This window comes from Microbacterium paraoxydans, assembly GCF_019056515.1.
In the GTDB taxonomy this organism is placed as follows: Bacteria; Actinomycetota; Actinomycetes; order Actinomycetales; family Microbacteriaceae; genus Microbacterium.
Window position 1 is genome coordinate 400356 of record NZ_CP064873.1, and the last position, 22844, is coordinate 423199.

General features: G+C 72.0%; 19 protein-coding genes. 11 read left to right on the forward strand and 8 right to left on the reverse strand.

All coding sequences use genetic code 11. From position 1 onward, the window contains the following. Window position 1: 1 nt before the first annotated feature. From IZR02_RS01930 to IZR02_RS01945, 4 genes are read left to right on the forward strand one after another with little or no spacing between them, the layout of a single operon-like run. Entirely contained in the window at window positions 2-766 is a 765-nt protein-coding gene (locus IZR02_RS01930) for a LamB/YcsF family protein (protein ID WP_025103974.1), read from the forward strand. Window position 767: 1 nt separating this feature from the next. Then, the gene (locus IZR02_RS01935) at window positions 768-1568 is read left to right on the forward strand and encodes a putative hydro-lyase (protein ID WP_025103973.1); all 801 of its coding nucleotides are present in this window, start codon (window positions 768-770) and stop codon (window positions 1566-1568) included. Further along, window positions 1568-3118, forward strand: coding sequence for an urea amidolyase family protein (locus tag IZR02_RS01940; RefSeq protein ID WP_025103972.1), 1551 nt, complete (start codon window positions 1568-1570; stop codon window positions 3116-3118). Before IZR02_RS01935 ends, IZR02_RS01940 begins: the two co-directional genes overlap by 1 nt. Next, window positions 3115-4830, forward strand: coding sequence for an acetyl/propionyl/methylcrotonyl-CoA carboxylase subunit alpha (locus tag IZR02_RS01945; RefSeq protein WP_217316555.1), 1716 nt, complete (start codon window positions 3115-3117; stop codon window positions 4828-4830). The genes IZR02_RS01940 and IZR02_RS01945 overlap by 4 nt, the downstream gene beginning before the upstream one ends. 775 nt (window positions 4831-5605) lie before the next feature. On the opposite strand, the gene IZR02_RS01950 is transcribed toward IZR02_RS01945, so the two are convergent. Both IZR02_RS01950 and IZR02_RS01955 read right to left on the reverse strand, forming a co-directional pair. After that, on the reverse strand, window positions 5606-6961 hold the full coding sequence (locus IZR02_RS01950; protein ID WP_062766125.1) for a uracil-xanthine permease family protein: 1356 nt from the start codon (window positions 6959-6961) through the stop codon (window positions 5606-5608). A 100-nt stretch (window positions 6962-7061) separates the two neighbouring features. Beyond that, window positions 7062-7937 (reverse strand): phosphoribosylaminoimidazolesuccinocarboxamide synthase, encoded by an 876-nt coding sequence (locus tag IZR02_RS01955; protein ID WP_025105721.1) that lies wholly within the window; start codon window positions 7935-7937, stop codon window positions 7062-7064. Between the two features lie 187 nt (window positions 7938-8124). On the opposite strand from IZR02_RS01955, the gene IZR02_RS01960 reads away from it, so the two are divergent. From IZR02_RS01960 to IZR02_RS01975, 4 genes are all read left to right on the forward strand, one after another. Beyond that, window positions 8125-8757 (forward strand): PadR family transcriptional regulator, encoded by a 633-nt coding sequence (locus IZR02_RS01960; protein WP_308195654.1) that lies wholly within the window; start codon window positions 8125-8127, stop codon window positions 8755-8757. Then, complete coding sequence (locus tag IZR02_RS01965; RefSeq protein WP_062766128.1) at window positions 8754-10286, forward strand: DHA2 family efflux MFS transporter permease subunit; 1533 nt, start codon at window positions 8754-8756, stop codon at window positions 10284-10286. Before IZR02_RS01960 ends, IZR02_RS01965 begins: the two co-directional genes overlap by 4 nt. A 147-nt stretch (window positions 10287-10433) precedes the next feature. Further along, the gene (locus IZR02_RS01970) at window positions 10434-11918 is read left to right on the forward strand and encodes an amino acid ABC transporter substrate-binding protein/permease (protein ID WP_217316556.1); all 1485 of its coding nucleotides are present in this window, start codon (window positions 10434-10436) and stop codon (window positions 11916-11918) included. Then, on the forward strand, window positions 11915-12643 hold the full coding sequence (locus IZR02_RS01975) for an amino acid ABC transporter ATP-binding protein (RefSeq protein WP_062766131.1): 729 nt from the start codon (window positions 11915-11917) through the stop codon (window positions 12641-12643). Before IZR02_RS01970 ends, IZR02_RS01975 begins: the two co-directional genes overlap by 4 nt. 73 nt (window positions 12644-12716) lie before the next feature. Here the strand turns inward: IZR02_RS01975 and purD are convergent, their stop codons facing one another. Both purD and IZR02_RS01985 read right to left on the reverse strand, forming a co-directional pair. Beyond that, on the reverse strand, window positions 12717-13994 hold the full coding sequence (gene purD, locus IZR02_RS01980) for a phosphoribosylamine--glycine ligase (protein ID WP_062766135.1): 1278 nt from the start codon (window positions 13992-13994) through the stop codon (window positions 12717-12719). A 47-nt stretch (window positions 13995-14041) separates the two neighbouring features. Then, window positions 14042-14716, reverse strand: coding sequence for an NUDIX hydrolase (locus IZR02_RS01985; protein ID WP_062766139.1), 675 nt, complete (start codon window positions 14714-14716; stop codon window positions 14042-14044). A 49-nt stretch (window positions 14717-14765) separates the two neighbouring features. On the opposite strand from IZR02_RS01985, the gene IZR02_RS01990 reads away from it, so the two are divergent. Continuing rightward, window positions 14766-15134 carry a sterol carrier family protein gene (locus IZR02_RS01990; RefSeq protein WP_025105723.1) on the forward strand — a complete coding sequence of 123 codons (369 nt, stop codon included), beginning with the start codon at window positions 14766-14768 and terminating at the stop codon, window positions 15132-15134. Here IZR02_RS01990 and IZR02_RS01995 read toward each other — a convergent pair. Genes IZR02_RS01995 through IZR02_RS02005 form a run of 3 tightly spaced genes read right to left on the reverse strand, consistent with a single transcriptional unit; the run spans window position 15131 to window position 18080 of the window. After that, window positions 15131-15904 carry a heme ABC transporter ATP-binding protein gene (locus IZR02_RS01995; protein ID WP_438803948.1) on the reverse strand — a complete coding sequence of 258 codons (774 nt, stop codon included), beginning with the start codon at window positions 15902-15904 and terminating at the stop codon, window positions 15131-15133. The two genes, IZR02_RS01990 and IZR02_RS01995, sit on opposite strands and share 4 nt — an antisense overlap. Beyond that, window positions 15901-16974, reverse strand: coding sequence for a FecCD family ABC transporter permease (locus tag IZR02_RS02000; protein WP_025104724.1), 1074 nt, complete (start codon window positions 16972-16974; stop codon window positions 15901-15903). Before IZR02_RS02000 ends, IZR02_RS01995 begins: the two co-directional genes overlap by 4 nt. After that, window positions 16971-18080, reverse strand: coding sequence for a heme/hemin ABC transporter substrate-binding protein (locus IZR02_RS02005; RefSeq protein ID WP_025104723.1), 1110 nt, complete (start codon window positions 18078-18080; stop codon window positions 16971-16973). The genes IZR02_RS02000 and IZR02_RS02005 overlap by 4 nt, the downstream gene beginning before the upstream one ends. Before the next feature lie 162 nt (window positions 18081-18242). Here IZR02_RS02005 and IZR02_RS02010 point away from each other — a divergent pair, with 162 nt between their 5' ends. Both IZR02_RS02010 and IZR02_RS02015 read left to right on the forward strand, forming a co-directional pair. Continuing rightward, a complete protein-coding gene (locus IZR02_RS02010; RefSeq protein WP_025104722.1) occupies window positions 18243-21704 on the forward strand; it encodes an HtaA domain-containing protein in 3462 nt (1153 codons plus the stop codon). 94 nt (window positions 21705-21798) lie between these two features. Continuing rightward, window positions 21799-22134 (forward strand): hypothetical protein, encoded by a 336-nt coding sequence (locus tag IZR02_RS02015; protein ID WP_025104721.1) that lies wholly within the window; start codon window positions 21799-21801, stop codon window positions 22132-22134. Here the strand turns inward: IZR02_RS02015 and IZR02_RS02020 are convergent. Beyond that, window positions 22131-22736, reverse strand: coding sequence for a hypothetical protein (locus tag IZR02_RS02020; RefSeq protein ID WP_029989711.1), 606 nt, complete (start codon window positions 22734-22736; stop codon window positions 22131-22133). The two genes, IZR02_RS02015 and IZR02_RS02020, sit on opposite strands and share 4 nt — an antisense overlap. Between the last annotated feature and the right edge of the window lie 108 nt (window positions 22737-22844).

A 22844-nucleotide genomic window follows, 5' to 3' on the forward strand; every position in this document is an offset into this window, starting at 1 on the left:
CATGGCGACCATCGACCTGAACTCGGACCTCGGCGAGAATGTCCCCGACCGGATCGTCAGCGACGACGCGAGCATGCTCGAGATCGTCACGAGCGCGAACGTGTCGTGCGGGTTCCACGCGGGCAGTCCGGAGGGGATCCGCGAGACCTTGGCCGCGGCCGTCGCCGGGGGCGTCGTGATCGGCGCCCACCCCGGGTACCGCGACTACGAGAACTTCGGGCGCACGAAGGTCGACATCGACTCGGCCACGCTGCAGGCGCACGTGGAGTACCAGCTCGGTGCGCTCCTCGGGCTCACCGCGGCGGTCGGCGGGCGGGTCTCCTACGTCAAGCCGCACGGGGCGCTCTACAACACCATCGCCCGCGACGAGCGGCAGTCGAAGGACGTCGTGGCGGCCATCAAAGCGATCGACCCCTCGCTCGTGCTGCTCGGCCTCGCCGGCGGCGTCGTGCTCGACGTCGCCGAACGGGCCGGACTCGCAGTCGCCGCGGAGGCCTTCGCCGATCGCGCCTACCAGCCGGACGGTCAGCTCGTCTCCCGCACCGAGGAGGGGGCCGTGCTGCACGACCCCACCGCGGTGGCCGAGCGGATGGTGCGCCTGGCCGCGGACGGCGTGATCCGGGCGATCGACGGCACCGACGTGGCCGTGTCCGCGCAGTCGATCTGCGTGCACGGCGACAGCCCGGGCTCGGTCGCGATGGCGGCGGAGACGAAGCGCCTGCTGCAGGCGGAGGGCATCACCATCGCCCCGTTCGCCGGAGTCTGACATGGCCGTGCTCGCGACTCCCGCCCAGCTCGCCGACGCCCGCGCCGCTCGTGCGGCGCACCGCGCCGGCCACTCCGCCCCGACCAGCGGCGTCGCGCCGGGGCTGACCCAGGCGAACCTCATCGCGGTGCCCGCGGACTGGGCCTTCGAGACCCTCCTCTACGCGCAGCGCAACCCGAAGCCCTGCCCCGTCCTCGAGGTGATCGAGCAGGGGGAAGTGGAGTCGCGGCTCGCGCCGGGCAGCGACATCCGCACCGACATCGGGCGGTACCGCATCTGGCGGGACGGCGAGCTCGTGGAGGAGGTGTCCGACGCGACGGCGGCGTGGGACGAGCATCCCGACCTCGTCGCCTTCCTCATCGGCTGCAGCTTCACGTTCGAGACGGGGCTCGTCGAGGCCGGGATCCCGATCCGTCATCAGGAGCTCGGACGCAACGTGCCGATGTACCGCACGGCGGTGGACTGCACCCCGGCCGGACGGCTGCGCGGCGAGATGGTGGTCTCCATGCGTCCGATCCCCGCGGACCGCGTGGCCGATGCCGTGCAGATCTCCGGGCGCACCCCGGCGGTGCACGGTGCGCCCGTGCACATCGGCGACCCGGCGTCGCTCGGTATCGCCGATGTGATGGCGCCGGACTTCGGGGACGCCCCCGAGATCCGCCCCGGCGAGATCCCCGTGTTCTGGGCGTGCGGCGTGACCCCGCAGGCGGCGATCATGGCGTCGAAGCCGCCGTTCGCCGTCACCCACGCCCCGGGCTACATGTTCATCACCGATGTGCCGGATGCGGAGTACCGGGTCTGATGCGCATCCTCACGGCCTCCGACAGCGCGCTGCTCGTCGAGGCGGACGACCTCGAGCAGGCCATGCGGCTGAATCTCGCATGGAGTGACGTGCCCGGTGTCCTGGAGCGCATCCCCGGTGCCCGCACCGTGCTCGTGCGCTTCGACCCGCACCGCACCTCGGCCGCCGCGCTCGCCGAGGCGCTCGCCGCGACCGAGGTCGACGCTGCGGCGCTGCCCGACGCGGGCGAGGTCACCATCCCGGTCCGCTACGACGGGGAGGATCTGGACGAGGCGGCCGCGCTCCTCGACGTCTCGGCGGAGGAACTGGTGGCCCGTCACCTCGCCGCCGACTGGCGCGTGGCCTTCTCCGGCTTCGCTCCCGGCTTCGGCTATGCCGTGAGCGGCGACCCTCTCTTCGACGTGCCGCGGCGGTCGTCGCCCCGCACCCGGGTGCCCGCCGGTTCCGTCGCCCTCGCCGGGGCGTTCAGCGGCGTGTATCCGCGGGAGAGCCCCGGCGGCTGGCAGCTCATCGGCCGGACCGCCCTGGAGATGTGGGACATCGATCGCGACCCGCCGGCTCTGCTCGCGCCGGGCCGCCGCGTGCGCTTCGTGCGTGCGGAGCGGGAGTCGGTCGCGGCGTCGCCGGCATCGGCCGACGCGACGCGGGTCGCCCGTCGCGGGGACGGTCCGGCGGTCGAGGTCGTGCGACCGTCGCTGCAGCTCCTCGTGCAGGACGCGGGACGCCCCGGTTTCGCGGCGCTGGGCGTCTCGGCCTCCGGCGTCGCCGATCGGGTCGCGATGCACGCGGCGAACCGGGCCGTGGGCAACACGCCGGCGGCGGCTGTGCTGGAGAGCGTCGGCGGGGCCGTGCTGCGCTTCCACGGCGCAGGTGTGGCCGCCGTCACCGGGGCCACGGGTTCGCTCACGCTCACCGACGCCGACGGCATCGAGCGCACGCTCCTCCCCGGCGTGCCGTTCGCGACCGTCGACGGCGACGAGCTCACGCTGGGCCATCCCGAGCGCGGTCTCCGGTCCGTGATCGCCGTCCGCGGCGGCTTCGCTCCGGCTGCGGCGCTCGACAGCCGCGCGACCGACACGCTCGCCGGGCTGGGTCCCGCGCCGTTGGCCGCCGGCGATCTCCTTCCGATCGGGGCTGCCGCCGTGGCCGCCGTGGAGCCGGATCCGGTGCCGCGCGCCCTTCCCGCAGCCGGGGAGCTGGCCACGCTGGAGATCACGCTCGGGCCCCGCGACGACTGGTTCACCGCTGCCGGCCTCGACGCGCTCACCGGGCAGGAGTGGACGGTCACGCCGCGCTCCGACCGCGTGGGCATCCGCCTGCACGGCGACGTGCCCCTGGAACGCGCGGTCGGCGGCGAGCTGCCGAGCGAAGGCGCCGTGACCGGGGCCATCCAGGTGCCGCCGGACGGCCAGCCCGTGCTCTTCCTCCCCGATCATCCGCTCACCGGCGGCTATCCCATCATCGGTGCCCTCACCGACCGCAGCCTCGACCTCGCCGCTCAGCTCCCGCCGGGCGTACGGGTGCGCTTCACCGTCAAGGAGACCTCATGACCTCTGTGCTGATCGCCAACCGCGGCGAGATCGCGGTCCGCGTGATCCGCGCGTGCGCCGAGGCCGGCTACACGTCGGTCGCCGTCTACGCCGATCAGGACGCGGATGCCCTTCACGTGCGGCTCGCGGACGAGGCGATCGGCCTCGACGGCGACACCGCGGCGACGACGTACCTGTCCATCGAGGCGCTGATCGACGCGGCTCGCCGCAGCGGCGCCGACGCCGTGCACCCCGGCTACGGCTTCCTGTCCGAGAGTGCTGCCTTCGCGCGGGCCGTCGAAGACGCCGGACTCGTGTGGATCGGGCCGTCGCCGGAGAGCATCGACGCGCTCGGCGACAAGATGACCGCGCGCCGGATCGCGCAGCGCGTCGGCGCCCCGCTCGCCGCGGGCACGGATCAGCCGCTGTCCGGGCCGCAGGAGGCGGTGGCGTTCGCCGAGGAGCACGGTCTGCCCATCGCCATCAAGGCCGCGTTCGGCGGCGGAGGCCGAGGGCTCAAGGTCGTCCGCGAGCTGTCGGAGGTCGCCGACGCGTTCGACGCGGCCACCCGCGAGGCGACCGCCGCGTTCGGCCGCGGGGAGTGCTTCGTGGAGCGCTTCCTGGAGAGTCCGCGGCACATCGAGGTGCAGGTGCTCGGCGACGGGCGCGGCGGCGTGGTCGTCGTGGGCGACCGCGACTGCTCGATGCAGCGCCGCAACCAGAAGCTCATCGAGGAGGCTCCTGCGCCCGGTCTGACGGCGGCGCAGCGGACGGCGTTCCACGACGCGGCACGGGCGATCTGTGCCGAGGTGCAGTACCGCGGCGCCGGCACGGTCGAGTTCCTCCTCGCCGCGGACGGCACGATCTCGTTCCTCGAGGTGAACACCCGGCTGCAGGTGGAGCACCCCGTGACCGAGGAGGTCACCGGGACCGACCTCGTCCGCGAGCAGTTCCGTATCGCGTTCGGCGAGGGGCCGTCGTTCACCGAGACCCCGGCGCCGACCGGGCATGCGTTCGAGTTCCGCATCAACGCCGAAGACCCCGGCCGCGGGTTCCTGCCCAGCCCCGGACGGGTGGACGGCCTGCGTATCCCCGGGGGACCCGGCGTGCGGTGGGACAGCGGCATCGAGGCCGGAGACACCGTGCAGCCCGCGTTCGACTCGATGATCGCGAAGCTCATCGTGCACGCGGACACCCGGGACGCGGCTCTCGTCCGTGCGCGTCGTGCGCTGCGGGAGCTCGCCGTCGAGGGCCCGGCGACCGTGATCCCGTTCGACCTCCGTGCCATCGACGACCCCGCGTTCGCGACCGCGACCTTCGCCGTGCACACCCAGTGGATCGAGACCGTGCTGCTCCCGGTACTGGAGGCGCAGCCACGCCCCGCGGTCGCCCCGGTCTCCGGGCTGCAGCGGTTCCCGGTGGAGATCGACGGCCGCCGCGTGATGCTCGGTCTGCCCGCGGAGCTGCTGGCGGGCATCGGCCGTTCGGCGGGAGAAGTCACGGCACCCGTGCCCTCGGCGGACCCCTCCGAGCTCCGGGCCCCCGCGCCGGGCACGCTCGTCCGCTGGCTCGTCGATGACGGGGCCACGGTGGCCGAGGGGGACCCGGTGGCCGTGCTCGACGCGATGAAGATGGAGACCACGGTCACCGCGCACCGCGCCGGCACCCTCACCCCGCGCGCCGACACCGGCGCGACCCTCGCCGCCGACGCCCTCCTCGCCACGATCGCCTGACCCGTCCCCTCCCCCTCCCCATTCCGTCCCGCCCGCCCCGTCCGCCCCGTCCGCCCCGTCCGGCCCCTCCCCGTCCCGCCCCTCCGCGTGCGCAGTGCAAAAACGCCCCTCCCACATCCCTCAGACGCCCCTTTCCGATCCCGCACGCTCTGACCCCGGCAGCGCCCCCGCGTGAGAGTGCGATTACGTTCCTCCCGCCCGCGGGGAACGCCCGTTTCTGATCCCGCCCCCTCCGACCCGGGAATGTCTCCCGTGTGCGAGCGCGATTAAGTCCCTCCCACCCGCCGGGCACGCCCGTTTCTGATCCCGCCCCCTCTGACTAGGAAACGTCTCCCGCGTGCGAGTGCGATGACGTTCCCCCGATGTACCGGGCACGCCCGTTTCTGATCCCGCACCCTCTGGCCCGCGATGGTCCTCGCGTGCGAGCGCGGTTACGCCCCTCCCACCCGCCGGGGGCGCCCCTTTTCGACCCCGCACCGTGGGGGCCGGACCCGCGCGCACCGCGCGGGCCGGATGTTCCTGTCTGGAGAGTGCAAAACCGGCCCTCCCGCAGCCCGGCACGGCCCCATTTCGATCCCGCACGCGACGCGGCCGACCAAGGCCGAGCGAGTGCGAAAACGCCCCCTCCTCGTGAGAGGAAGGGGCGTTTTCCATCCGGGACGTGAACGCCTCTGGCTCGCGCACCCCTCCGGCACCGGGTGCGAGTGCGAAAACGGGCCTCCGCGGAGTGCGGGAGGGGTGAAAACCGTCCCGCACGCTTCAGGGGCCGCGGAACCTACGCGGGGTCGCCGCCGAGGGGGCCGACGGGCTCGAGAGGCTTCGGGTCGTCGGCACCCGTCTTCCGCGCCCGGGCGATGAGGTTGCCCAGGTGGTAGATGAGCAGCGCCGCGACCGTCCCCAGCACGATCCCGCCGAAGGCGAAGTCGCCGAGCTGCATCGTGAACCCGGCGATGCCGATCACGAGGGACACCGCCGCGGTGTACTGGTTGACCGGACGCGAGAAGTCGACGCGGCTGTCGACCCAGATCTTGATGCCGATGATGCCGATGAGGCCGTAGAGCGCCGTCGTCGCACCGCCGAGCACGCCCGCGGGGATCGAGTTGAACACCTCGCCGACCTTGGGGGAGAACGCCAGGAGGATCGCGAACAGACCCGCCACCCAGTACACGGCGGTGGAGTACACGCGGGTCGCGGCCATGACGCCGATGTTCTCGCCGTAGGTCGTGGTGCCCGAGCCGCCGAAGCCGCCGGCGATGGTCGTGGCGACACCGTCGGCGATGAGGGCGCGGCCGGTGTGGCGGTTGATCGCGGGGTCTTCGGTCATGGTCGCGACGCCGCGCACGTGACCGACGTTCTCCGCGATGAGCACGAGCACGACGGGCAGGAACATCGCGATGGTCGACCAGGTCCCCGGCTCGACGAAGTCCGGGAACTGGAAGTGCGGGAGGCCGATCCAGGGGGCGTCCGCGATGAGCTCCGCCGGGGTCTTGTCGCCACGGAGCGGGTTGGGCACCTCGAACGAGCCGTTGAACGCGGCCCAGATGAAGCCGACGGCGACGCCGAGGAAGATCGAGATGCGGCCGAGGAAGCCCCGGAAGAGCACCGCGAAGAGGATGATCGCGACGAGGGTGATCGTGGCGGTCACGGGGTCGAGCGCGAAATTGCTCCAGGCGGTGGGGGCGAGGTTGAAGCCGATGAGCGCGACGATGGCGCCGGCGACGACCGGGGGCATCAGGGCATCGACCCAGCGGAGGCCGACGAACTGCACGACGAGACCGACGACCGCGAGGAGCACGCCCACCGCGACCACGCCCGCGAGGGCCGAGCCGGTGCCGCCCGCCGCGACGGCCGCGGTGATGGGGGCGATGAAGGCGAACGAGGAGCCGAGGTAGCTCGGCAGCTGGTTCTTCGTGATGAGGAGGAAGAGCAGCGTGCCGATGCCGCTGAAGAGCAGCGTGGTCGACACGGGGAAGCCGGTGAGCGTCGGCACGAGGAACGTGGCGCCGAACATGGCGACGACGTGCTGGGCGCCGATGGCGATGGTCGCGGGCCAGGACAGACGTTCCTCGGGGGTGACGACGGCGCCGGGCTCGACGGTGCGGCCGTTTCCGTGCAGCTTCCACAAAGCCATGCGGGCTCCTCAGGGTTCGGGATCGGGGGCGGAGTGCTGGAGCAACACTACCGATTCCTGAGTTTTCCCTGTGCGCCCGGAGGCGGCGGGGAGCGCGGCGTCAGGCTCCGAGGCGGTCGATGAGCTCGCGGTAGCGGGCGGCCGTCCGGGCCACGACCTCCTCGGGTAGCACGGGGGGCTCGCCCTGCTTGTCCCAGTTCGCCGCGAGCCAGTCGCGCACGATCTGCTTGTCGAAGCTTGCCATCCGCTCCGCCGGGGTCGACCCCGTGCGCCAGGCCTCGGCGTCCCAGTACCGGGAGGAGTCGCTCGTGAGGACCTCGTCGGCGAGGCGGAGGGTGCCGTCGGCGTCGGTCCCGAACTCGAACTTCGTGTCGGCGAGGATGAGGCCCTTCTCTTCGGCGATGGCCGCGGCCCGGCGGTAGATCGCGAGCGAGGCGTCGCGGAGCTCGGCCGCCCGGTCCGCTCCGACGAGCTCGACGACCCGGTCGAACGTGATGTTCTCGTCGTGTTCGCCCATCGGCGCCTTGTAGGCCGGGGTGAACAGCGGCTCGGGCAGGCGGTCGCCGTTCTGCAGCCCTTCCGGCAGGGCGATGCCGCACACGGTGCCGTGCTCCTGGTACTCGGCCCAGCCGGAGCCGGTGATGTACCCGCGCACGACGCACTCGATCGGCAGCATCTCGAGCGACTGGGCGAGCATGGCGCGATCGGCCACCTCCTCCGGCAGGTCGCCGTCCGTGAGGTGGTTCGGCACGTCGAGCTGGGCGAACCACCAGCGGCTGAGGCGCGTCAGCAGGGCGCCCTTGTCGGTGATGCCGGGGGAGAGCACGACGTCGAAGGCGCTCACCCGGTCGGACGCGACGACGAGGATGCGGGTGTCGGCCGGGTCCTCCGAGGCGTAGAGGTCGCGGACCTTTCCGGAGTAGAGGTGTCGCCACCCGGGGATGGCCTGCGCGTTTCCTGCGGACGGTGTGCTCACCCGCCCATTATCCCGGTGATGCGTGTTCTTCCGCGCCGAGACCCCGCGTTCGCGTCGAGACCCCGGGGTGTGCGCGTCGCGACCCCGGGGTCTCGCCGGAAATACGGGGTCTCGGCGGAGGGAGGGCGGGTGTATAGTCCATCTGGACTATTCGACGGGGCGACAGAGCAGGGGACGGGGGAGAGGCGTGGGGAAGAGCAGGGATGTGGTGGCGGGACTCACGCCGCTCGGGGTGATGGTGCTCGCGCTGCTCCGCGAGAGCGACATGCACCCGTACGAGATGGTGCGCCTGCTCCGCGCGCGTCACGACGACCGGCTCATCACCGTCACCAACGGCACGCTGTACCACACGGTCGCCCGGCTCCAGCGGGCCGGTCTGCTCGACGAGGTCGGCACGGATCGCGAGGGCAACCGACCGGAGCGGACGACCTACACCCTCACCGACGCCGGCCGGGAGGCGGTGGTCGCGTGGGTGCGTCGTGCCCTCCCGCGCATCGACCGCGAGACCGACGCCCGCGTCGCGCTCGCCGAGTCGCACAACCTCGACCGCGACGACGCCGTCGCGCTGCTGCAGGAGCGACGGGAGGCCCTCGTCGCCTCGTACGCGCTGCACCACGACGGCCTCGCCGCCGCCCGCACCAAAGGGGTCCCGCCGCAGGTCCTCGTCGAGATCGAACGACAGGAGGCGCTGCTCGACGCCGAGCTCCGCTGGCTCGACACCCTCCTCACCCGCCTCGACGGCGACGAGCTCCGCTGGGGCCCCGACGCCTTCGACGACACCGACCGCTACCGCGCCCAGCGAAAGGCTGCACAGCAATGACCGATTCCCGCCAGACCTCGGGGCCCGAGACGGGGCCCTTCGCCGCCGGTCACGCGCCGAAGAGTCCGTGGCCCGCGCTCTGGGCCCTCGTCATCGGGTTCTTCATGATCCTCGTCGACACCACGATCGTGTCCGTCGCGAACCCGGCGATCAAGGCCGCCCTCGACCCCGACACGAACAACCTCGACAACGTCGTGTGGGTCACCAGCGCCTACCTGCTCGCCTACGCCGTGCCGCTGCTCATCACCGGACGACTCGGCGACCGCTTCGGCCCGAAGAACATCTACCTCATCGGACTCGCGGTCTTCACCCTCGCCTCGCTCTGGTGCGGACTGTCGACGACGCTCGAGGGCCTTATCGCGGCCCGCGCGGTGCAGGGGCTCGGCGCCGCGTTCATGACGCCGCAGACCATGGCCGTCATCACCCGCACCTTCCCGCCGAACCGCCGCGGCGCGGCGATGGGCCTGTGGGGTGCCACGGCCGGCGTCGCCACGCTCGTCGGCCCCCTCGCGGGCGGTCTGCTCGTCGACGGCTTCGGGTGGGAGTGGATCTTCTTCGTCAACCTCCCCGTCGGCGTCGTCGCCTTCGTGCTCGCCTGGATCCTCGTGCCGAAGCTGAAGACCCACCCGCACCGGTTCGACCTCGTCGGCGTCGTGCTCAGCGCGGTCGCGCTCTTCCTCATCGTCTTCGGACTGCAGGAGGGCGAGAAGTACGACTGGGGAACCATCGCGGGACCGATCTCGGTCTGGGGTCTCATCATCGCCGGCGTCGTGGTGCTCGCGCTCTTCATCGTGCAGCAGGCGCGTACCCGCAGCGAACCTCTCGTGCCCCTCGCCCTCTTCCGCGACCGGAACTTCTCCGGCGCGAACGTGGCGATCGCGGCGGTCGGCTTCACGGTCACGAGCATGTCGCTGCCGATGATGTTCTTCCTGCAGACCGCGCGCGGCCTCACCCCGACCGAGGCCGCGATGCTGCTCATCCCGATGGCCGTGCTGTCGGGCGTGCTCGCCCCGGTCGCCGGCAAGATCCTGGACCGCGTCGACCCGCGCATCATCCTCGTCCCCGGTCTGCTCTGCGTCGCAGGCGCCCTGGTCTGGTACTCGGCCCTGACCACGATGGACACCCCGATCCTGATGTTCCTGCTGCCGTCCGCGCTCATGGGCATCGGCAATGCGGGCATGTGGGGGCCGCTGGCGACCACGGCCACGCGCAAGCTGCCGCCGCGACAGGCCGGTGCCGGCGCGGGCATCTACAACACCACCCGCACCATCGGCTCGGTCATCGGCTCCGCCTCGATCGCCGCGTTCATGCAGTCGCGGCTGGAGGCGAACCTCCCCGGTCTGGCCGACGCTCCGGCCGGCACCGGGAGCGGCGCGCTGCCGCCGCAGGTCGCCGAGGGCTTCGCGGCCGGCATGTCCCAGACGCTGCTGCTGCCCGCCGGTGTGATCCTCATCGCGCTGGTCGCCTCGCTGTTCCTCCGCGGGCAGGATCGGAAGGACGAGGCCGTCGCCGCGACCCCTCCGGCGTGACCGCGATGACCCCGACACGCCGGTATCCACGCGGGTTCCGGCGCTGTTCGGGGTCGCGCCGAGATTCCGGTGCGCGGGAGGAGCGGGGTTAGGGTGGATGGTCGGCGGCCGCCGGGTCGCCCTTCCGAACCCCGAGGAGCACTCGACGTGAGCCGCCACCCATCCTCTCCGCCGAGCCGTCTGCGGCGGTTCGGCCGCACCGCCGGCGCGACCGCTCTCGCCGCACTTGTCGCCGCCGGGGCGCTGCTTGCCGGAGCCGCGCCCGCCACCGCGGCCGACGACGGCGAGACCTACGTCATCGGCACCGACACGACCTTCGCGCCGTTCGAGTTCACGAACGAGTCCGGCGACCTGGTCGGCATCGACATGGACCTCCTGTGCGCGATCGCGGAGGACCAGGGCTTCGAGGTCGAGATCCGCCAGCTCGGCTTCGACGCCGCGGTGCAGGCGCTGCAGTCGAACCAGGTCGACGCCGTCATGGCCGGGATGTCGATCACCGAGGAGCGACAGCAGACCTTCGACTTCAGCGACCCGTACTTCACCAGCGGCGTGCAGCTCGGGGTGCTCGAGTCCAGCGACATCGAGTCCCTCGACGACCTCGACGGCAAGACCGTCGCGGTGAAGACCGGCACCCAGGGGCAGACCTTCGCCGAGGAGAACGCCGACGAGTACGGCTTCCGGATCACGCCCTACCAGGACACGACCGACATGGTCGATGCGGTGAAGGCCGGACAGGCCGTCGGCTACTTCGAGGACTTCCCCGTGCTCGCCTACGGCATCCAGCAGGGGTCGGGCTTCCGTCTCGTCGGCGAGCCCGCGCTCGGCGGCGAGTACGGCTTCGCGGTGAACAAGGGCGAGAACGCCGAGCTCCTGGAGATGTTCAACGCCGGCCTCGCCAACCTGCAGGACTCCGGCGAGTACGACGAGATCGTGGACACCTACCTCGCGACGGGTGACGACGCGCAGGAGGCGCAGCCCACCGACATCATCTCGGTCGCGGTGAAGTACTGGCCGGCCCTCATGCAGGGTCTGTGGCTCACCATCCTCGCCACGATCGTCGCGGTGATCGCGGCGTTCATCCTCGGGATCATCTTCGGCTTCGGACGCCTGTCGAAGTTCGCGCCGTTCCGCTGGATCGCGACGGCCTACGTCTACGTCTTCCGCGGGACCCCGATCCTGATCCAGGCGTTCTTCGTGTTCTTCGCCATCCCGCAGCTGATCCCCGACCTCAAGTTCGACCCGTTCGTGGCCGGTGCGATCACCCTGTCGCTGAACACCGGTGCGTACATGACGGAGATCATCCGCGGCGGCATCCAGGCCGTCGACCCCGGTCAGGCGGAGGCATCGCGCTCGCTCGGCCTCAGCCACTGGAAGACGATGCGCAAGGTCGTGCTGCCGCAGGCATTCCGGATCATGATCCCGTCGTTCGTGAACCAGGGCATCATCACGCTGAAGGACACATCGCTCATCAGCGTCATCGGTCTCGCCGAGCTGACGTTCGTCTCGCGTCAGATCATCGCCTCGACGTATCTCTCGGCACAGGTGCTGACGATCGTCGCCATCATCTACTTCGTCGTGATCACGCTCCTGACGCTGCTCGCGAACCGCCTGGAGAGGAAGGCCAACGCATGAGCAAGATCGAGGTCAGGGACCTGCACAAGTCGTTCGGCGACAACGAGGTGCTCAAGGGCATCGATCTCACGGTCGAGGACGGAGAGGTCATCGCCGTGATCGGCCCCTCCGGCTCGGGCAAGTCGACGCTGCTGCGCTGCCTCAACAAGCTCGAGGAGCCGACGTCGGGGCACGTGATCATCGACGGGGTCGACCTCACCGACAAGAGCGTGAAGCTGGACGAGGTGCGCCAGCGCATCGGCATGGTGTTCCAGCACTTCAACCTGTTCCCGCACATGACCGTGCTGGAGAACATCACGCTCGCCCCGGTCGAGCTCGGCCGCATGACGAAGGTCGAGGCCCGCGACCGCGCCCGCTCGCTGCTCGAGCGCGTCGGCCTGTCGGAGAAGGCGGACGCGAAGCCCGCGTCGCTCTCCGGCGGTCAGAAGCAGCGCGTGGCCATCGCCCGTGCACTCGCGATGGACCCGGAGATCATGCTGTTCGACGAGGCCACCAGCGCTCTCGACCCGGAGATGGTCGGCGAGGTGCTGCAGGTCATCCGCGACCTCGCCGAGGGCGGCATGACCATGGTGCTCGTGACTCACGAGATGGGCTTCGCGCGCGAGGTGTCCGACCGCACGGTCTTCATGGACGGCGGAGTCGTGGTCGAGGAGGGGACTCCCGCCGACCTGTTCGGCGCCCCCAAGAACGAGCGCCTCCAGGACTTCCTGTCCAAGGTCCTCTGACCCCGTTCGAGTCGCGCAAATGGCTGCATCCCCGGTCGGGATGCAGCCATTTGCGCTACTTCAACGGGGACGGTCAGTCAGCGACGCGGGCAGCGATGTCGGTGCGGTGGTGGGACCCCTCGAGGCGGATGCGGCCGAGGGCGTCGTAGGCGCGGTCGCGGGCGGTGCGGAAGTCCGGGGCCACGGCGACCACGTTCAGGACACGGCCACCCGTCGCGATGAGCGAACCCCCCGGGGCGTCGGGGCTCGCGGTCGCGGCGTGCACCAGGCGGACACCCTCCACGGCGGCGGCCTCGTCCAGACCCTCGATCGGGCGCCCCGTCTGCGGCGCCTCCGGGTACCCCTCGCTCGCCAGGACCACGGTGATCGCGACCTCATCGCGGAACACGGGCTCCGGCTGGTCCTCGAGCGTGCCGGAGGCGGCGGCGAAGAGGAGCTGGGACAGCGGGGTCTCCAGTCGCGGCAGCACGACCTGGGTCTCCGGGTCGCCGAAGCGTGCGTTGAACTCGATCACGCGCACGCCCTGCGGGGTGAGGATGAGACCGGCGTAGAGGAGACCGATGAACGGGGTCCCCTCCGCGTCGAGCTGCCGGACGACCGGGAGGGCGACGTCGCGGGTGACCTCTTCCACGAACGCCTGCTCGCTGCCGAACTGCTCCGCGAGCCAGGGCAGCGGCGAGTACGCCCCCATGCCGCCGGTGTTGGGGCCGGCGTCGCCGTCGAGGGCCCGCTTGAAGTCCTGTGCCGGGCTGAGCGCGCGCACGGTGTCGCCGTCGCTGAGGAAGAACAGCGAGACCTCGGGGCCGGACAGGAACTCCTCGACGAGGACGGGACCGGCCGGGAGGTACTGCTCCGCGTGGGCCAGGGCCTCGGCGCGGTCGGAGGTGACGATGACGCCCTTGCCCGCAGCGAGCCCATCGGCCTTGACGACGTAGGGGGCTCCGAGCTCGTCGAACGCGGACTCGACCTCGGCGACCGTGGCGGCGCGGACCGCGCGGCCCGTTGGCACGCCGGCGGCGTCCATGACGCGCTTGGCGAAGGCCTTGGAGCCCTCGAGCTGCGCGGCGGCCTTGCCCGGCCCGAAGACGGGGATGCCGCGGCCCCGGAGCTCGTCCGCGACGCCCGCCACGAGAGGGGCCTCCGGGCCGATGACGACGAGGTCGACCGCGTGCTCGTTCGCGAAGGCCGTGACCGCGGCGCCGTCCAGCGGGTCGAGGGCGACGGGTGTCGCGTCCTGCGCGATGCCGGCGTTGCCGGGGGCGACGAGGATCTCGTGCGCGGGGGACTCGGCGCGCAGCGCCAGGATGATCGCGTGCTCACGGGCACCGGAACCGAGGACGAGGATCTTCACCCGTCCAGCCTATCGAGGCGCGTGCGCGGGGTTTCGGTGGGTCCCGGTCAGAGCTCGATGGGACGCTCGTCCGCCGTGTCCCAGGGCACGGTCCAGCCGGTGGCGTCGAACAGGGCGTCGAGCACCATGGCGGTGAAGCCCCACACGATCGTGCCGTCGACGTCGAACGCGGGCCCGCGGAACGTGCGCCCGGCACGGGACAGGGTCGAGGTGAAGCGGGTCGCCGGGTCGAGGAGCTGCGCGACGGGGACGCGGAACACCTCGACGGTCTCCGCGTGGTCGACGGCGACGACGCGCGACGGCGACTGCCACCAGGCGAGCACCGGGGTGACGAGGTGGTTGCTCGCGGCGAGGGGGATCACGGGGAGCGTGGCGAGCACCTCGACTCCCGCGGGATCGAGGCCGGTCTCCTCCTCGGCCTCGCGCAGCGCCGTGGCGACCGCGTCGGCATCGGCCGCTTCGGCGCGCCCGCCGGGGAAGGAGACCTGGCCCGGATGCGAGGAGAGGGTCGGGGCGCGACGCTGCAGCAGGACGTCGAGGTCGCGCGCGACGGCCGCATCGACGGTCGGTGCGGGGATGCGATCGAGGACGCCGAAGAGGATGAGCACCGAGGCGTCGTGGGCGCGGCCCGGATCCGCGAGCGGAGGGATCGGCACGCTCCAGGAGTGGTCGGCCGCGGCGGCGAGCAGCTCGGCGCGGGCGCCCTGGGGATGCATGCTCATGCCATCGAGCTTATGACCGGGACCGCCGCGGCGGATCTAGGGTGGGGGGATGGCCAGGAAGATCGACATCGTCGAGGGACGCGCGGCGCTCGGTGCCGTGCGCGACGCCGAGGCCGCGGGGACGAAGGCGGCGCGGCCGGAGCTCGCCACCGCGGTGCGCTACCTGCTGCAGCTGCTCGACGAGAAGGCGCCGGGCAACAGCGTCGAGGTGCGCGTCCCGCCGTTCGGAGCCGTGCAGGTGATCCAAGGGCCGCGGCATACCCGTGGGACTCCGCCGAACGTGGTGGAGATGGACGCCGCCACCTGGATCGCGGTCGCCACCGGCGCGGAGGCATGGGCGGACGCCGCGACGGCCGGACGCATCCACGCCTCGGGCACGCGCGCGGATCTCACCGGAGTCCTCCCGCTGCGCCCCTAGCGCCGGGCCACCACGAGCGGCACCCCGGTGTGCGGGTGCGGGAAGACATCGACGGGCTGCCCGTAGACCTCCTCGATCCGTGCGGCCGTGAGGACCTCGGCCGGCGTGCCGGTGGCGGAGACCCGACCGCCCGCGAGCAGAGTGACGCGGTCGGCGTGCGCGAGAGCCGCGTTGAGGTCGTGCAGCACGACCGCGACCGCGACCCCGGCCTTCGCCCGCCTGCGGATCACCCGCATGACGTCTTCGTGATGCTTCAGGTCCAGGGCCGCCGTCGGCTCGTCGAGCAGCAGGATCCCGGTGTCCTGGGCGAGCACGCGGGCCAGCGCCACCCGCGCGCGCTCACCGCCGGAGAGCGAGGGGACGGAGCGCTCCCGCAGCGCCGTGACCTCGGTCGTCGCCATCGCCGCCGCCACGACGCTGCCGTCCTCCTCGGCGGCCGGGCTCCGCGCCCACGGCGTGCGTCCCATCCGCACGACCTGCTCGACCGTGAAGGGGAAGGTGACGGCGTTCTCCTGCAGCAGCACGGCGCGTTGCCGGGCGAGGTCGCGAGGACGGACACCCGTGACCGGACGGCCGTCGAGGAGGACGGTGCCGGACTCCGGAGCGACGTCCCCCGCGAGCACGCCGAACAGGGTGGACTTGCCCGCGCCGTTCGGCCCGACGAGGGCGTGCACCTCGCCGGCGTGGATGGAGATGGCCGCGTCGTCGAGGATGGTGCGTCCGTCCCCGACCCGCACCGTGAGCCCCTGGCCCCGCAGGCGCTGGCTCACGCCCATCCTCCCGACCGCCGCCGCGTCCGCACGAGGAGCCAGAGGAAGAACGGGCCGCCCACGAGGGACGTGATCATGCCGATGGGGAGGTCCGCGAGCGGCACCGCCGTGCGCGCCACGAGGTCGGCGGCCGCGATGAGGAGCGCGCCGCCGAGGGCGGAGGCGATCACGAGCGGGAGGTGTGCGGGGCCGATCAGCATGCGCATCAGGTGGGGCACGACGAGGCCCGCGAACCCGATGATCCCCGCGAAGGCGACCGCGGCGCAGACGAGCAGTGCCACCGTGACGATCACGACCATCCGCAGCAGCTCGACCGGCACGCCCAGGTGCCGGGCGGTGCGCTCGCCGAGGGCGAAGAGATCCAGACCCGGCGCCACGATCAGGGAGACGACGATCCCGATCGCAACGAGCGGCGCGACGAGCTGGATGTTCGACCAGAGGGCGCCGTTCAGCGAGCCGAGCTGCCAGAACACGATCTGCTCGCGCGTCGAGGTCGTGCCGAGGAACGTGAGGAAGGCCATGCCGGCGCCGGCGATGGCGTTGATCGCGATGCCGGTGAGCAGCAGCGTGACCACTTCGGTGCGACCGCCGGAGCGGCTCAGGAGGTAGACGGAGAAGACGGCCGCGAGACCCCCGAGGAAGGCGAAGGCGGGCGTGGTCCACATGCCGAAGGTGGCCAGGCCGAACGTGATGCTGGCCGCCGCTCCGAGCGCCGCGCCGGAGGAGACGCCGACGACGCCGGCGTCCGCGAGAGGGTTGCCGAAGATGGCCTGCATGAGCACGCCGGAGACCGCGAGCGCGGCGCCGACGAGCAGGCCGAGGACCAGTCGGGGGAGACGGAGGTTGTAGATCACGCCGTCGTCGGTCGCCGCGGCCGGAGTCCCGGCGGTGTCGATGCCGAGGCCGCGCAACAGGACGTCCAGGAGCGCGGTCGGCGACAGGTCGTACTGCCCGCTCGTGATCGACGCGACGCCCGTGACGAGAAGGCCGATGACGAGGGCGATGACGACCGTCGCGAAGCGCAGTCCGCGATGCCGGGTCGGCGTCGGGGTGACGACCTCGCCGCTCACGAGGCGGGTTCCGGCGCGTACAGGGCCCGCGCGAGGGCGCTGATCACATCGGCCGACCGCGGGCCGAAGCTGAGGATCTCGGCGTCCGCCATGTCGATCACGCGGCGATGCACTCCTGCGGGGGTCTCGGCGATGGCGGGGATGCGTTCGATGAGCCCGTCGACGCCGCCCACCGATTCCAACCCGTCCGTCATCATCACGAGCACGTCGGGCTGCGCGGCGACGAGTGCTTCCGCGGTCATCGGCTTCATGCCCTCCCAGCCGATCTCCTCCGCGACGTCGACACCGCCGACCGCATCGATGAGGGAGTCCGCCCCGGAGTCCTCGCCGAAGATGTAGTACACGTTGGCGCTCCCGCGTACGTACAGGAAGAGCATGCGTGCGCGGTCCGTCGCGGCGGACGGGGTGACGTCGGCGATCTCCGCGATGGCGGCGTCGAGTTCGGTGTCGAGGCGGGCGATGAGCGCCGTGCCGCGCGTCGGGACGCCGAGGGCCGTGGCGATCTCCGTCACGAGCGCGTCGGTGGTGTCGATCCGGCGGTCGCTGGAGATGACGACGACCGCGATGCCCGCATCCCGCAGCTGCTGGCGGACCTCCTTCGGGCCGATCGTGGTGTCGGTGAGCACGACGGTCGGGGCCAGTTCGAGGATGGCCTCCGGGTTGAGCGTGTGCCCGGTCTTGGTGACGACCGGGAGATCCTCGGTGCCGGGGAACTGCGTGGACGCGTCGCGTCCGACGACCTGATCGCCGAGCCCGAGCGCGAACACCGTGGCGGCGATCGTGCCGGAGATGTCGATCGGGAGGATGCGATCGACATCCGTGATCTCGACCTCGCGGCCTTCGCTGTCGGTCACGGTGACCGGGAGCGCCGGGGCGGTGTCGTCATCGACGGGCGCGACCGCGTGACTCGCGAGGCACGCGGTCGAGGGGCCCGTCGCTGCGCGCACGTCGGCGACCAGGTCCAGATCGGCGAGAGGAGTCGAGGCCTGCGGGCAGGCGTCGTCGACAGGGGGTGCCGCCGACCCGGGGCCGGAGTCCGACCCGGCGCACGCGGCCAGTCCGAGGGCCAACGCGGCGGCGAGAAGCAGGGCAGGAGCGCGTCGCATTAGGCAAGGCTATCCTAAAACTTGACGCCCTCACTGGCGCCCCTCTACGCTCGGGATCGGCGGCTTGCTTAGCCAAGCCTAACCAAAGTCCACCCTCGCCCGACTGCCGTGCGGCGCCGCAGGGGCGCGCGATCGATCGCGCCCGGCGCGCCGCGGAGAACCGTGAACGCCACAGCACATACGCCCTCAGCGAGCACACGCCTGCGTGTCCTGCTCGCCGCCCTCGTCTCCTTCGTCCTCGTCGCCGCCGGGGCGATGGTCAGCCCACCGGCCCACGCGGCTGCGGCGACCGTCACCGCGGCGGTGTCGTCCGCCGACACCAGCGGCCTCACCGTGCAGGTGCGGGCCGAGGGCCTGCCCGACGTGACGGGCGTCTATGCCGCACTGATCGTGTCGGGCACCGAGAGCGGCATCTCCGCCGGTGGTGGCTACGCCGCGTTCGCGCTGCCCTTCCCGAGCGTGCAGCAGGGGGCCGCGTCCTTCACGCTGCAGGCGCCCGTGGCGTCCCTGGACCGGACGAAGACGTACGAGGTGCTCGTCTGGCAGCAGCACACCGCGCCGACAGCCGCCACGATCTACGGCCGCGGCGACGTCACGGTGACAGCTGCGCAGTGGGACACGGTCTTCGGAACGACGCCCGTCGAGCCGGGTGAGACGGAGCCGGGAGAGACGACTCCAGGCGAGACGGAGCCGGGGGAGACGACTCCCGGCGAGACGGAGCCCGGAGAGACCGAGCCCGGGGAGACCGAGCCCGGGGAGACCGAGCCCGGGGAGGCCGAGCCCGGGGAGACGGAGCCCGGGGAGACGGCCCCGGGCGAGACCGAGCCGGCGCCCGCCGAAGCCGCCATCGAGGTGTTCCTCGCCGACGGCACGACGCCCGCTGCGGGCGCTCGCCTCCAGGCCGGCGACGAGATCGTCGTCAAGGGCACCGGATACGACCCGACCGCGAACGTCGGCGGACGCGGCGTCCCGATCCCGTCGAACCTGCCCCAGGGCGCCTATGTGGTCTTCGGCAACTTCGCCGCGACGTGGCAGCCCTCGCAGGGGGCGCCGTCCTCGGCGCGTTCGGTCGGTGCTCAGGCCTGGGCGCTCGCCGAGGATGTGCTGACCCAGGTCCCGACGCAGTACCAGGGTGCGATCCGCGCACAGTGGGTGGACATCTCGCCCGACGGCTCGTTCCAGGTCACGCTCACGCTCAAGGACACCCCGGCGACGCCCGGCTCCTACGGCGTGTACACCTACCCGGCAGGCGGTGTCGTCAACGCCGACCAGGAGCGCAGCGTCGCTCTGGACTACCGCCTCGCCTCGGGGCTGACGACCACCGTGACCGCGGCGACGGCCGAGGACGGCCTCACGGTCACGGCCGCGGCGACGAAGCTCGGTGCCGTCACCGGTGCCTACGCCGCGCTGATCGAGAAGGGTACGGAGGCCGACGTCACCGCCGGAGGCGGCTTCCTCGCGATGCAGTACGTGCGCGGCATCACCGGCGGCGGCTTCAGCGTCGACCTGACCGCGGCGGCGAGTGCTCTGGACCGCTCGAAGACGTACGAGGTGATCGTGTGGCAGCAGCACACGATGCCGACCGCGGACACCATCTACGCGCGCTCCACCGTCACGGTCACCGACGCGCAGTGGAACGCCTTGCTGCCCTCCTCCGGACCGTCGGTCACGACCGCCGTCACCGGCGCCACCGCCGCGGACGGGCTCACGGTGAAGGTCACTGCCGCCGACCTCGGCGCGGTCACCGGCGCCTACGTGGCGCTCATCGAGGCGGGGACGGAGTCCGACGTGACCGCCGGCGGCGGCTTCCTCGCCATGCAGTACGTCCGGAACATCGGCTTCGGAGTCTTCGCCGTCGACCTGAACGCGGCGGCGAAGAACCTCGACCGGACGAAGACATACGAGGCGATCGTGTGGCAGCAGCACACGATGCCGACCGCCGACACCATCTACGCGCGCGCAGCGGTCACGATCACCGACGCGCAGTGGCGCGCACTGCTCGGCGAGAAGCCGACCGAGCCGAAGCCCCCGGTCACGCCGAAGCCCCCGGTGACGCCGACGAAGCCGGCCGCGACCGTCCCAGGCGGGTCGCTGCGCTGGGCCATCTCGTCCTCGTTCACGAACTACATCACCGGCCCGATCGCCCAGGGCGCGATCGCCGTGTCCGGTGGCGCCACCCGGTCCGGCGGCCAGTTCCAGTTCGGGCAGACCGTGGGCGGCGACTTCGACGCGGCTTCCGGACGCGGCAGTGTCGTCTACCGCGGTGCCGTGCGCTTCACCGGCCACCACGGGGTGCTCGACGTCACGGTCGCCGATCCGATGATCCGGATCACCTCGGCGTCCTCCGCCACGCTGTTCGTGACGAGCGGGGGTGCGCAGGTGCCGTTCGCGACCCTCGACCTCTCCCGCGCCGTCCGCACGACGGCCGGTGGCGCCGTCACCTACACGGCGGCACCCGCCGCCCTCACGGATGCCGGACGCGACCGCGTCCTCTCGGGGTACGGCACCACGCTCAACCCCGTCTCGTTCACGATCGGCTCCGTCGCCGCCGCTCCGTCGGGTACGACGGGAACGGTCGCGGCGGCCGCGGTCGTCCCGAAGGCCACGCTCCCGACGACCGCGCCGACGGCGGCCGGCATCGAGGTCGACGAGGAGAACCTCGCCGCGCTCGCCGCCGGGAAGACGGCCACGGTCTCCGCCTCCGGCTTCCGTGCGAACGAGGAGGGCATCAAGGTCGTCGTGTACTCGACCCCGGTGCTGCTCGGCACGGTGACGGCCGACGCGGCGGGCGTCGCGACGTGGTCGGGTGCCCTCCCGGCCACACTCGCGGACGGCGAGCACACGCTCACCTTCCAGGGCTCGGTCGATCGCGGTCTCGCGTTCACGCTCGCCAGAGCGACCACGGAGATCGGCGTGTGCACGGTCGAGGGGGCGACCCTGCACTGGGGCTACAAGGAGTCGTTCCGCACGTACATCGAGGGCATCGCGCGGGGCGGCTGGACGCTCACCGACGTGGCCTACGAGTACCCCGCCTTCGTGTGGTCGAACGGCACCGGTTCGCTGCACGACGCGGCGGGCTCGGGCCTGGTCACCTACGGCGGCAGCATCACCTTCACGGGCCACGATGGGGCGCTGAACACGACGCTGGCGAACGCGCGGGTCGAGCTCACGGGCGACACCGGCTACCTCGTGTTCGACGTGACCGGGACCACGCAGGCGGGAGAAGCGGTGGCGCAAGAGGGCGTGCGTCTCGCCGAGTTCGCCCTCGCGGACGCCGCCGTCGTCGACGGCGCGCTGACCCTCGATGCGGTTCCCACGACGCTGACCGCGGCCGGTGCCTCCGCGTTCGGCACGTATGAGGCGGGCGAGGAGCTCGACCCGGTCTCCGCCGTGATCCCGGTCGACGGCGCCTGCGGCACTCCCGCCGAGGAGGAGTCCGAGCCGGAGGCCGAGGCGGACGCGGCGGTGACCGCGATCAGCGCGCCGGTCGCCACCGAGGAAGCTCCGGTGTGGCCCTGGATCGTGGGCGGTCTGGTGGTCGTGGCGCTGGCCGCGACGGGCGGCGTGCTGATCGTGCGTCGCACCCGGAGGGGGGAGCCGGCCGAGACGACGACCGAGGTCTGAGTCCGGCGGCTACCGGAACCGCCCTCCCCGGTGATCGGGGAGGGCGGTTCCGTGTGCGGCTGCGTACGCCCGCAGAGGGTGGGACAATGGAGGCATGCCCTCCCACGACACCCACCAGACCGTCGAAGCGACCGTGCGCCGCGTACCGCGGTACGGCGTGCTCATGGGCATCGGGGTCGTGCTGGGCATCATCGCCGCCGGCATCTTCACGATGGTCGGCAGCTTCGAGCAGTCGCAGGCGCTCGACGTCGTCTACCCGCCTGGTCAGGTCTTCGGCTTCCTGCTGCTGTGGACCGTGCCGATCGGGCTGGCGCTGGGTGGCGTCGCCGGTCTCGTTCTCGAGCGGATCGCCCGCCGCCATGACCGCGTCGTGAGGGTCGACCGGGAGACCGTCATCGACGAGGACGACACGACGACCGACCGCGCCTAGGCGAGCTCGGCGATCACGGGACGGATGGCGGAGTCGAACGCCACGACGTCCCGGCGGAGCCCATCGGTCACCGCGACCGTGAGGTCGCCGATCCACCAGATCCCGCGCTGCGACAGCGGCAGCACCTGCACGTTCAGCTCGAACGAGTGCGCGCGGCGTCCGATATCGCGTTCGAACTCCGCGATCGCGCTCGCGTACGCCCGATAGGCGTCTCCGCCCGTGTGGCTCTTCATCGACCCGACGTATCGGTCGTGCGCGGCGTTGGCATACCGGAGCGCAGTGCCGGCATGCGGACGGATCGCGGTCGAGAGCGCTTCGGCGCCGGTCGCCGGGAGGGCCACCAGGGTGTCGAAACCGTCGATCAGCTCGAGCGGGACGCCGGAGTGGTGGGCCCGCGGCTCCACGGTCATGTCCCAGTAGCCCTGCCACTGCGTCTCGACCTCGGGGGAGGCGTCCGGAGCATCGGGCGCGCGCACGGACAGGTCGCGGAGGGACGGCAGATCGAGGGGCGCCCTGATGCCCAGCAGCTGGCGCAGGGCGAGCGCGACGAGCACGGGGACGCTCGCGTCTTCGCGGATGAGCCACTGCGGCTTGTCGGCCATGGCCCCCATCGTAGGCGGGTGCGGCAGCCGTGCGGAGTCCCGGCACGGTAATGCCCACTGCGAGCCGCGTCAACCCTCGCTGTGATCGCCGCACCCGGGGGTAAACCT

Excerpts from the sequence above, each read along its gene's own strand:
- IZR02_RS01930 (WP_025103974.1), top strand. The coding sequence starts at position 2 with ATGGCGACCATCGACCTGAACTCGGACCTCGGCGAGAATGTCCCCGAC.
- IZR02_RS01935 (WP_025103973.1), top strand. The coding sequence starts at position 768 with ATGGCCGTGCTCGCGACTCCCGCCCAGCTCGCCGACGCCCGCGCCGCT.
- IZR02_RS01940 (WP_025103972.1), top strand. The coding sequence starts at position 1,568 with ATGCGCATCCTCACGGCCTCCGACAGCGCGCTGCTCGTCGAGGCGGAC.
- IZR02_RS01945 (WP_217316555.1), top strand. The coding sequence starts at position 3,115 with ATGACCTCTGTGCTGATCGCCAACCGCGGCGAGATCGCGGTCCGCGTG.
- IZR02_RS01950 (WP_062766125.1), bottom strand. The coding sequence starts at position 6,961 with ATGGCTTTGTGGAAGCTGCACGGAAACGGCCGCACCGTCGAGCCCGGC.
- IZR02_RS01965 (WP_062766128.1), top strand. The coding sequence starts at position 8,754 with ATGACCGATTCCCGCCAGACCTCGGGGCCCGAGACGGGGCCCTTCGCC.
- IZR02_RS01975 (WP_062766131.1), top strand. The coding sequence starts at position 11,915 with ATGAGCAAGATCGAGGTCAGGGACCTGCACAAGTCGTTCGGCGACAAC.
- IZR02_RS01985 (WP_062766139.1), bottom strand. The coding sequence starts at position 14,716 with ATGAGCATGCATCCCCAGGGCGCCCGCGCCGAGCTGCTCGCCGCCGCG.
- IZR02_RS01990 (WP_025105723.1), top strand. The coding sequence starts at position 14,766 with ATGGCCAGGAAGATCGACATCGTCGAGGGACGCGCGGCGCTCGGTGCC.
- IZR02_RS02005 (WP_025104723.1), bottom strand. The coding sequence starts at position 18,080 with ATGCGACGCGCTCCTGCCCTGCTTCTCGCCGCCGCGTTGGCCCTCGGA.
- IZR02_RS02015 (WP_025104721.1), top strand. The coding sequence starts at position 21,799 with ATGCCCTCCCACGACACCCACCAGACCGTCGAAGCGACCGTGCGCCGC.
- IZR02_RS02020 (WP_029989711.1), bottom strand. The coding sequence starts at position 22,736 with ATGGCCGACAAGCCGCAGTGGCTCATCCGCGAAGACGCGAGCGTCCCC.